Origin of the sequence: Streptomyces sp. NPDC101181 (assembly GCF_044767975.1) — a bacterium.
Taxonomy (GTDB): domain Bacteria; phylum Actinomycetota; class Actinomycetes; order Streptomycetales; family Streptomycetaceae; genus Streptomyces.
This window is the reverse complement of sequence record NZ_JBIWOX010000023.1, coordinates 102,827-112,090: the sequence shown is the minus strand read 5'-3', so window position 1 is coordinate 112,090 and position 9,264 is coordinate 102,827. Positions and strand designations below refer to the sequence as shown.

Here is a 9,264-nt window from a genome sequence, read left to right as displayed (position 1 = left end):
AGCTCAGCCACGAACACCGGATCCGACTTCGCCTTCTCGTACTCCACAGCAACCTCATCCACCGCGGCGACCAACGCCTCCGGAATGAACTTGCCGCCATACGCACCGAAATACCCCGCGGCACTGGGGACCTCGCCCTCCGGGGCGGGGTGGAACATGGTCTGGCGCACCTCGGCCGGGGGTGTCTGCGCGGTCGCGGTCGGGGGTGTCATGAGGTCTCCTGCTTCGGTTCGTCCGTGTCCGTGTGCGCGTCTGCGCCCGTGTGCGTGTCCGGGTGCGCTTTGATCAGGTCCGCGACCGCGGCCGTCTGGTCGGGTGCGCGCATCAGCGTCTCCCCGACCAGGACCGCGTCCGCTCCGTCGGCGCGCAGGCGGCGGGCGTCCGCCGCGTCCCGTACCCCGCTCTCCGCCACCAGCACCCGGTCCGCCGGCACCTGCGTCCGCAGCCGGGCGGTGAGGCCCAGGTCGATCCGGAAGTCCCGCAGGTCGCGGTGGTTGACGCCGATGTTCACGGCGCCCAGGGCGACCGCGGTGCGGGCCTCCTCCTCGCTGTGCACCTCGACCAGGATGTGCAGGCCCAGGCTCTCCGCGTACGCGTACAGCTGGCTCAGGCGCTCGGGGGAGAGGGCGGAGACCACCAGGAGGACCGCGTCCGCGCCGTACGCGCGGGCCTCGGCGACCTGGTACTCGTCGACGATGAAGTCCTTGCGCATGATGGGGAGTTCCACGGCCGCCCGGACGGTCGCCAGGTCCTCCGGGCGGCCACCGAAGCCCTCGGTGTGCGCGAGGACGGAGAGGGCCGCGGCGCCGCCCGCCTCGTAGCGGCGGGCCAGTTCGGCGGGGCGGTAGTCGTCGGTGAGCGGGCCCTTCAGCGGGCTGCGGGGCTTGAGTTCGGCGATGACGCCCAGAGCCGGGGCCCGCAGCGCCGCCCCGAAGTCCCGTACGGCGGGGGCTTGTCGGGCGCGCTCCTCGACCTCGGCCAGTGAGGCGTCGGCCCGGCGGGACTCCGTCTGGCGGTGCGCGGCCGCGATCAGCTCCGCGAGCAGATCGCGCGGGATGGTGGGGCTGGTCAACTCGGTGCTCCTTGTTCGCGAGACGCGCCGGGTACGTGGGGTGCGTGAGGTGCGCGTGCCGCGCGAGGCCCGCACGCTGCGCGTGCTGCTCGTGCTGTGCGCACCGCGTGCCGCGGGCTCATGCGGCGACCTGCGGGGTCGAACGGGCGCTCGCCGCGATCCAGTTGTCCAGGACCGCGGCGGCCTTGCCGCTGTCGACGGCGTCCGCCGCCTGCGCGATGCCCGCCCGCCAGTCGTCGCACCGGCCCGAGGCGCGCAGGGCGGCGGCCGTGTTCAGCAGGACGATGTCCCGGCGCGGGCCGGGCCGGCCGGCCAGGATCAGCCGTAGGGTCTCCGCGTTGGCGGCCGCGTCGCCGCCCCGCAGGTCCGCCAGGGTGGCGGGGGCGAGGCCCAGGTCCGCGGGGTCGAGCCGGTAGGAGACCGTCTCGCCCCCGGCCAGCTCCACCACCCGGGATGGGGAGCAGGTGCTCAGCTCGTCCAGGCCGTCCTCGGCGCAGAACACCAGCGCCCGCTCCGTACCGAGCCGGTGCAGCACCTCGGCCATCACGTCGAGCAGGGCCGGGTCGGACACCCCGAGGGTCTGGTAGCGGGCGCCCGCCGGGTTGCAGAGCGGGCCGAGCACGTTGAAGACGGTCCGTACGCCCAGCTCACGGCGCGGTCCGGCCGCGTGGCGGAAGGCGGGCTGGAAGACCGGGGCGAACAGGAAGGTGATGCCGACCTCCGCCAGACAGGCCGCGGCCTCCTCCGGGCCCAGGTCGATGCGGACGCCCAGCGCCTCCAGGACGTCGGCGCTGCCGCAGGCCGAGGAGGCGCTGCGGTTGCCGTGCTTGGCGACCGGGACCCCGCAGGCCGCGGCGACGACGGCGGCGGTGGTGGAGATGTTGAAGGTGTCGTGGCCGTCGCCGCCGGTGCCGCAGGTGTCCAGGACCCGGCCGTCGCAGGCCAGGCGGGTACCGAAGGCACGAGCGGTGGAGACGAGTCCGACGATCTCCTCGATGTCGGCCCCCCGGGCGGACATCGCCATGGCGAACCCGGCGATCTGGCCGGGGCTGGCCTCTCCGTTCAGTACGGCGGCCATGGCCCGGCCGGCCTGTTCCCGGGTCAGCCGGCCGCCGTCGGCCAGGGTGCGCAGCGCGGTCTTCACCGGGCCCCCTCAAGGTGGTGTGGGTGGAACTGGGCGATGGATTCGACGAAGTTGGTCACGATGCGCATACCGTCCTCGGTGAGTACGGATTCGGGGTGGAACTGCACCCCGTACGTCGGGTGGGTGCGGTGGCGCAGGCCCATGACCGTGCCGTCCTGCGCCCACGCGTTGGGAAGGAGCGCGTCGGGCAGGGTGGTCAGGTCGACGGCGAGCGAGTGGTAGCGGGTCGCGGTGAACGGGTCGGGCAGGCCGGAGAGGACCCCGGTGCCGTCGTGCGTCACGCGCTCGGTCTTGCCGTGCACCGGCCCCACCCGGTGCACCTCGGCGCCGAAGGCCTCCGCGATCGACTGGTGGCCGAGGCAGACGCCGAGCAGGGGCAGGGTGCCGCTGAGGTCGCGGACGGCGGCGAGGCTGACGCCCGCCCGGCTCGGCGTGCCGGGGCCGGGGGAGATCAGGACGGCGTCGTGCGCGGCGAGTTCGGCGGTGGTGACGCTGTCGTTGCGGTGGACGACGGGGTCGGCCCCGGCCTGGGCGAGGTACTGGACGAGGTTGTAGGTGAAGGAGTCGTAGTTGTCGACGACGGCGACGCGGACCGGGCCGCGGGCGGGGGTGCTCATACGTCCGCCTCCGCCCGTTCCACCGCGGCGAACAGCGCCTGCGCCTTGTTCAGCGTCTCGCGGTACTCGGCGGCCGGGTCGGAGTCCGCGACCACCCCCGCACCGGCCTGTACCCAGGCCTTCCCGTCCGCGATGACCAGGGTGCGCAGCGCGATCGCGGTGTCCAGGCGGCCACCGGCCCCGATGAAGCCGAGGGCGCCGCCGTAGACGCCGCGCCGCTCCTCCTCCAGCTCGGCGATGATCTCCATGGCCCGGATCTTGGGGGCGCCGGAGACGGTGCCCGCCGGGAAGGTGGAGCGCAGCGCGTCCAACGGGTGTCTGTCCTGAGCGAGTTCGCCGCTGACGGTGGAGGACAGGTGCATCACGTGCGAGTAGCGCTCGACCTCCATCAGCCGGTCCACCCGTACGGTGCCGGGGGCGGCGATCCGGCCGATGTCGTTGCGGCCGAGGTCGACGAGCATGACGTGCTCGGCACACTCCTTCTCGTCGGCGAGGAGTTCGGCCTCCAGGGCGGCGTCGGTGGCCGCGTCGGTGCCCCGCCAGCGGGTGCCGGCGAGCGGCCGGGTCTGCGCCCGCCCGTCCTCGACCTTCACCAGCAGTTCCGGCGAGGCGCCGATGACGTGCCGGCCGCCGCCGAGGGCGAGGTGGAACATGTACGGCGAGGGGTTGACGGCCCGCAAGTGGCGGTAGACGTCCAGGGGTTCGGCGGTGAGCGGCTTGCTGAACCGCTGGGAGAGCACCACCTGGAAGATGTCGCCCGCCCGGATGTACTCGCGGGCGGCGCCGATCATGTCCAGGAAGCGATCCTCGCTGGTGTGCGCGTGCCACGCCGAGCGGTCCTGCTGGTCGGCGGTGCGGGCCGGGGCGAGCGGCCGAGCTCCGGCGGGGGTGTCCCGCCGGTGCGGCTGGTCGGTGAAGAGGCGGTCGCGGGTGGCGATGAGCCGCAGCGCCGCGTCCTCGTAGCTCTCGGCGGCCGTGTCGTAGAGCGTGGTGATCAGCAGCCGCCGGGTGGCGTGGTCGAAGACGACCAGGTCGTCGGCCTGGAGGAACGCCGACTCCGGCATGTCCGGGCCGGGACCGGGGGCCGTCGGCAGGTTCTCGAAGTGGCGGGCGCCCTCGTAGCCGAGGTAGCCGACGGCGCCCCCGTGGAAGGGCGGCAGGCCGGGGACGCGGGCGATGTCCCGGTCGGCCAGCGGCCGCAGGGCCAGGAGCGGGTCGCCGTCGCCGAGTTCGACGGGGCGGGTCCGGTGGGCGATGTAGGTGTAGCGGCCGACCGCGATGCTGGTGTCGGTCCCGATCACGCTCTCCAGCAGCAGGCCGGGCTCCTCCAGGTCCGGGCCGCACAGCCGGGAGAACGCGGCGACCGGCGAGATGGCGTCGGTGAGCAGCTCGATGAGGAGCGGGACGTAGGCGTGCTGGGCGGCGAGGTCGCGGGCCGCTTCGGGGCCGGGGGCCACCCCGGTGAGGGCGGGGGTGGCGGGCGCTGTCACAGGAGAGGTCATGCGGCGGCCTCCAGCTCCACCAGCGGGTCCGTGGCCCGGTCCACCAGGGCTTCGGCGCGGTCCAGGGCCTCCCCGCAGGCGGCCTCGTCCGCTCCTGTGGCGACGAGCGCGGCCAGCCGCGGGATCGCCTGCCGGGGCGGCAGCAGCAGCCGGTCGCCGGGCGCGGCGAGGACGGCGGTGTGCGCGATGCCGGGCACGTCCCCGGCGGCGGTCAGGTCGAGCGGGCGGGCGAGGCCGTCGGTGTCGGAGTAGACGAACCGGACCTCGGCGGTGCGGTGGTGCGCCGGGGTGAGGTCGGGGCGGCGGCCGAAGGCCAGTTCGGCGGCGGCCCGCACCAGGTCCACGCCGGTGGCGAAGGCGCTGATGAAGGGGATGAGGTCGCCCCCGAGCCGGGCGTTCAGCTCGATCAGGCGGGGGCCGCGCGAGGTCAGGCGGACCTCGGCGTGGGTGACGCCCGTGGTGACGCCGAGCGCCCGGTGGGCGTCGGTCACCAGCGCGCGCACCTCGTCCGTCCACGGCTCGTCGTAGGAGGCGGAGACCAGGTGGCCGACCTCCTCGAAGTACGGGGCGTACCCGAGGCGCTTGCGGGCTATGTGGACGATGTGGACGTCGCCCGCGTGGACGGCGCTGTCGATGCTGATCTCGGGGCCGTCGAGATACTCCTCCACGAGGATGCCGTGGCCGGTGGGCAGGGTGGCGAAGGCGGCGGTGTCGGCCAGCGCGAAGGCCTCCCGTACCTGCCGCTCGTCCTCGGCGCGGGTCACGCCGATGGAGCCGGCGAGGGCGCGGGGCTTGAGGACGACGGGATAGCCGAACTCACCGGCGGCGGCGACGGCCTGGTCGACGGTGGTCACCAGCCGGTGGCGGACGCCGCCGAGCCCGGCCTCGGCCATCAGCGACCGGGTGGCGTACTTGTCGCGGCAGTTGCGGGCGGCCTGGGGCGACAGCTGGGGCAGCCCGAGCTTGGCCGCCGCCTCGGCGGTGGCCTCGACGGCGGTCTCGTCCCAGGTGAGGAGGGCGACGGCCGGGGAGCCGGGTCCGGCGAGCGCGAGGACGGCGTCGGCGATCGCGAGCGGGTCGGAGAGGTCGGCCACGATGTACGAGTCCAGATACGCGCGCTGCCAGGTGGGCTCGGCGGCGAGCACCGCGCAGAGCGAGTAGCGCGTGTGCAGGGACTGGAAGGAGTACTCGCGGTACGGGCGTCCGCCGCTGCCGACGACGACCAGGCGCTCGGCGGGGTCGGGCGCGGACTGCGGGAGGGGTGCGGTCATGGCTGCGTCCTCTCAGACCCGCGCGGCGGCGTCGGCTTCGGCTTCGGTGAGCTGCTTGGCCAGTTCGTCGAGCAGGTCGGCCAGTTCGCCGGACAGGCCCTCCGGGGCCTGGAAGCCGTCGGGGCCGGTCAGCTCCGCGATGCCGGGGACGGAGACGCTCCGCTCGGCGGGGCGGAAGCCGATACGGGTGAGGATCGGGCGCAGCGCCTCGATGGCGGGGACGCCGCCCGAGGGGCCCGCGGTGTAGCTGAGCAGGGCGACCGGCTTGTCCTGCCACTCGTGGTGGAGGAAGTCGATCGCGTTCTTCAGCGGCGCGGTGTAGGTGCCGTTGTACATCGGCATCACGAAGACGTAGGCGTCGCCGCGGGAGATCGTCGCGCTCCAGTCCTTGGTGTGCTGGTGGACGTACTTGGACTCCGACGGGTGCTCGGGCTCGTCGAGGAAGGGCAGGCCGATCTCGGCGAGGTCGAGGGTCTCGACGTCGAAGCCGCCGTGCCGGCGGGCCTCCTCGGCGGCCCAGGCGGCGACCTGGGGGCCGACGCGGCCGGGGCGGGTGCTGACGGTGATGAGCTGCAGGCGGGGCATGGCGTGTTCTCCCTTGTGGACGGTCCGGTGTCACCGCGGATCGTCCGGAGGGGCGCAGGCCTCCTGTGATGGACAGCAGGTAAGCAGCACGCCGGGCGGTGCGCAACCGTAGCCGCCCCCGCCCCGGTCGTTTCGTCCGGTTACGCCCCACGATGGCCGACGTGGCCTCCCTGGCGTATTCACGACAGCCGCAAACGTGCAACGCGCCCGGCGGCCCCGGTGGCCGACGGCGGTGCCACAGTGAAATCACGTCACCGCGGATCGCCCCACCGCCCGGAAACCGCACTTTCCCGATCGTGCGGACTCCCCTGTATGTGCGACCTCTTCGAGCGCTTTCGAGCGTCGTCGATATTCCGCCCTTCTCAACGTTCCCGGATTACCCCGGCTTTCCGGCGCCGCCGCGATCCGGCACGCCCCGATCCGGAAGAAAAGGAGACCGCCCATGGAGAATTCAGCCACCACCCGCTATCTCGCGGAAGCAGCGGACCCGGACAGCGCACTGCGCACCCTGGCCGCGCGGACCGTCGTCCCGGCGGAGTACGGCAAGGCCTACGGACACGTCCTGCTGCCCCGCCCGGTCTTCGTCTCCGAGCAGGAGATCGGGGCCTTCGCCGACGACCTCGCGGCGGTCTTCCGGATCCTCGTCTCGCTGCCGGACCGCTGCTTCGGCGGCGACCTGAACCGCTACGGCGCGGCCATCGGGCTCCCCGGCGAGCTGGTCGAGGTGATGAGCGAGGGCGCCACCGGCGACCCCCTCCTCTACGCCCGAGCCGACGCCTTCCACGACGGCACCGGCTTCCGGCTGCTGGAGCTCAACGTCGGCAGCGAACTGGGCGGCGTCGACAGCGCCCAGCTCAACCGGGCCTTCCTCGACGACCCCGAGTTCCGCGCCTTCGCCGAGGCCCACGACCTCGGCCACACCGACACCATGGACCACCTCGTCGCCGAACTGCGGGGCGCGGCCTCCGCGGTGGCGGACGCCGACCCGGTGACCCCGGTGGTGGCCCTGATCGAGGGGCCCGGCGCGCTCGGCGACCACGACAGCGTCTTCCTCTCCATCCAGGAGGACATGCGCGGGCACGGCATCGACCTGCTGCTCGGCGAGATCCAGGAGCTGACCCGCCAGGACGACGGCAAGCTCGCCCTGCGCGGTCACCGCATCGACGTCGTCCTGCGCTTCTTCGCCGCCGGCCAGATCGCCGGCGACCCGGTCGCCCGCACCGCCCTGACCCGGCTCAACCAGGCCCACGCGGAGAGCCGCACGGTCTGCTTCACCCCGCTGGAAGGGGCCCTGTTCACCAGCAAGGCCGCGCTCGGACTGCTGCACGCCCCGGCCGTACGCGCCGAACTGAGCGACACCGAACGGGAGCTGGTCGACCGGGTGCTGCCCCGGACCTGGGTGCTCGGCACCGAGGGCTCCGATGACGCCCTCGCCCACGCCCGCGCCCACCGTGCCTCCCTCGTCCTCAAGCCCGGCATCGGCTACAGCGCCGACGGCGTGGTCATCGGCCGCGACGTCGACGACTCCCAGTGGGGAGCGGCCCTGGAGACGACCGCCACCCGGGACTACGTCGCCCAGGAACTGGTCGTACCGGCCCTGGAACCGGTGATCGACCCGGACACCGGGGACACCGGGGGCTGGGTCGCCAACTGGGGAATCTTCGTCACCCCCCAGGGTTTCGGCGGCGCTTTCTGCCGCGCCCTCCAGCCGCGGGACGGCGCCGTCATCACGTACGGAAATCCCGGCACCCGCGGCACCTGCGTATTCACCTACCCGGAAGCCGAAATGGAGAAGTCACGGATATGACCGATCGTCCGCACATTGTCGTGATCAACCGCTGGCGCGAGCGGTACGCGGAATTCACCAGCTATATCGACCACGCCGACAACCGGGTCAGTTATGTGACCACCGAGGTCGGCACCGGCTCCGTGCCGGAGCAGGCGCACGACGTCGTCCTGGTCCCCGCCACCGACGACCTGGAGCGGGTCCGCACCGAGGTCCGCGCGCTCGCCGCCCGGCACGGCGCACCCGACGCGATCGTCGCCCTCAAGGAGGACGACCTGCTGGTGGGGGCCGCGCTCCGCGAGGAGTGGGACGTCCCCGGCCCGCGCCAGCCCTCGCAGATCGTCTTCCGCGACAAGTACGTGATGTGCCGCGCCGTCGCGGACGCGGGGCTGGACGTGCCCGACTTCGCCGCCGCCACCGACACCGCCGCGGTCCTCGCGTTCGGCGGGAGCGCGGGCTGGCCGGTCATCGTCAAGCCGCGCACCGGCAGTTCCAGCGCCGGGGTGGTGCGGGTCGAGGGCCCCGAGGAGGTCGCCGGGCTGGACCTGGACAGCGAACCGATGCTGGTGCAGGCCTTCGTGGACGCCCCGATCTCCCATGTGGACGGCCTCTTCGACGGGGAGCGGCTGCTGGCCTGGCGGGCCTCCCGCTACCTCAACACCTGCCTGGGCTTCCGCGGCGGCACCTTCCTCGGCTCCGTCGAGATCGACGACCCCGAGGTCAACGCCGCCGTCGACCGCGCCGCCACCGCCTACCTGGCCGCGCTGTCGCCGGGCCGCCCCACCGTCTTCCACCTGGAGGTCTTCCTCGACCGCGCCCCGGACGGCGGCACGCTCTGCCGCTTCCTGGAGTGCGGCGCCCGGGTCGGCGGCGCCGAGATCCCCTTCCTCTGGCGCGAGGTGCACGGCTACGACCTGATGCACGCCGCCTGGCAGCTCCAGCTGGAGGGCCCGCTGCCGCCGGTGCCCGAGCAGGCCGCAGCGCCGGCCGTCGCCGAGGAGGTGGCGGGCTGGATGCTCGTCCCCGCCCCGGCCGAACGCCCCTGCCGGATCACCGAGTCCACCTCCATGACCGGCCGCGACCAGGGCCCGTACGCCGAGGTCGTCCTGCACCCGGGCGAGGTCCTGCCCGACGCGGACGCCTACTACGAGCACGTCGGCGGACGCTTCCGCTTCCGGGCGGCCGACGGCGCCGCCACCGAGGCGGCCATCACCGCCACCGCCAGGGACTTCCGGGTGCGCGCCGAGCCGCTCGCCCTGTCCACGACGACCGCCTGACAGGAGCACC

8 protein-coding genes and 1 pseudogene are annotated in these 9,264 nt (G+C 73.6%); 2 read left to right on the top strand and 7 right to left on the bottom strand.

Annotated elements, in window-relative coordinates:
• The 7 genes and pseudogenes from ACIRRU_RS27295 to ACIRRU_RS27265 form a co-directional block, all read right to left on the bottom strand.
• Nucleotides 1-158, bottom strand: a pseudogene (locus ACIRRU_RS27295) (tryptophan synthase subunit beta); the annotation flags it as partial.
• A gap of 50 nt (nt 159-208) precedes the next feature.
• On the bottom strand, nt 209-1,072 hold the full coding sequence (gene trpC / locus ACIRRU_RS27290; protein WP_403684812.1) for an indole-3-glycerol phosphate synthase TrpC: 864 nt from the start codon (nt 1,070-1,072) through the stop codon (nt 209-211).
• A 118-nt stretch (nt 1,073-1,190) separates the two neighbouring features.
• Nucleotides 1,191-2,216: an anthranilate phosphoribosyltransferase gene (gene trpD, locus ACIRRU_RS27285; protein WP_403684809.1), complete on the bottom strand. Its 1,026-nt coding sequence runs from the start codon at nt 2,214-2,216 to the stop codon at nt 1,191-1,193.
• On the bottom strand, nt 2,213-2,833 hold the full coding sequence (locus tag ACIRRU_RS27280; protein ID WP_403684806.1) for an anthranilate synthase component II: 621 nt from the start codon (nt 2,831-2,833) through the stop codon (nt 2,213-2,215). The genes trpD and ACIRRU_RS27280 overlap by 4 nt, the downstream gene beginning before the upstream one ends.
• Complete coding sequence (locus tag ACIRRU_RS27275) at nt 2,830-4,335, bottom strand: anthranilate synthase component I family protein (RefSeq protein WP_403684803.1); 1,506 nt, start codon at nt 4,333-4,335, stop codon at nt 2,830-2,832. The genes ACIRRU_RS27280 and ACIRRU_RS27275 overlap by 4 nt, the downstream gene beginning before the upstream one ends.
• Entirely contained in the window at nt 4,332-5,606 is a 1,275-nt protein-coding gene (locus ACIRRU_RS27270) for an ATP-grasp domain-containing protein (protein ID WP_403684800.1), read from the bottom strand. The genes ACIRRU_RS27275 and ACIRRU_RS27270 overlap by 4 nt, the downstream gene beginning before the upstream one ends.
• 12 nt (nt 5,607-5,618) lie before the next feature.
• Complete coding sequence (locus ACIRRU_RS27265) at nt 5,619-6,191, bottom strand: NADPH-dependent FMN reductase (RefSeq protein ID WP_403684797.1); 573 nt, start codon at nt 6,189-6,191, stop codon at nt 5,619-5,621.
• 442 nt (nt 6,192-6,633) lie between these two features.
• On the opposite strand from ACIRRU_RS27265, the gene ACIRRU_RS27260 reads away from it, so the two are divergent.
• Together ACIRRU_RS27260 and ACIRRU_RS27255 are read left to right on the top strand one after the other, a co-directional pair.
• A complete protein-coding gene (locus ACIRRU_RS27260; RefSeq protein WP_403684794.1) occupies nt 6,634-7,998 on the top strand; it encodes a hypothetical protein in 1,365 nt (454 codons plus the stop codon).
• Nucleotides 7,995-9,254 carry a biotin carboxylase gene (locus ACIRRU_RS27255; protein WP_363204762.1) on the top strand — a complete coding sequence of 420 codons (1,260 nt, stop codon included), beginning with the start codon at nt 7,995-7,997 and terminating at the stop codon, nt 9,252-9,254. Before ACIRRU_RS27260 ends, ACIRRU_RS27255 begins: the two co-directional genes overlap by 4 nt.
• The last annotated feature ends 10 nt before the right edge of the window (nt 9,255-9,264 follow it).

Coding starts and splice junctions, on each gene's coding strand:
- ACIRRU_RS27260 (WP_403684794.1), top strand. CDS start 6,634: ATGGAGAATTCAGCCACCACCCGCTATCTCGCGGAAGCAGCGGACCCG.
- ACIRRU_RS27265 (WP_403684797.1), bottom strand. CDS start 6,191: ATGCCCCGCCTGCAGCTCATCACCGTCAGCACCCGCCCCGGCCGCGTC.
- ACIRRU_RS27255 (WP_363204762.1), top strand. CDS start 7,995: ATGACCGATCGTCCGCACATTGTCGTGATCAACCGCTGGCGCGAGCGG.
- ACIRRU_RS27270 (WP_403684800.1), bottom strand. CDS start 5,606: ATGACCGCACCCCTCCCGCAGTCCGCGCCCGACCCCGCCGAGCGCCTG.
- ACIRRU_RS27280 (WP_403684806.1), bottom strand. CDS start 2,833: ATGAGCACCCCCGCCCGCGGCCCGGTCCGCGTCGCCGTCGTCGACAAC.
- ACIRRU_RS27275 (WP_403684803.1), bottom strand. CDS start 4,335: ATGACCTCTCCTGTGACAGCGCCCGCCACCCCCGCCCTCACCGGGGTG.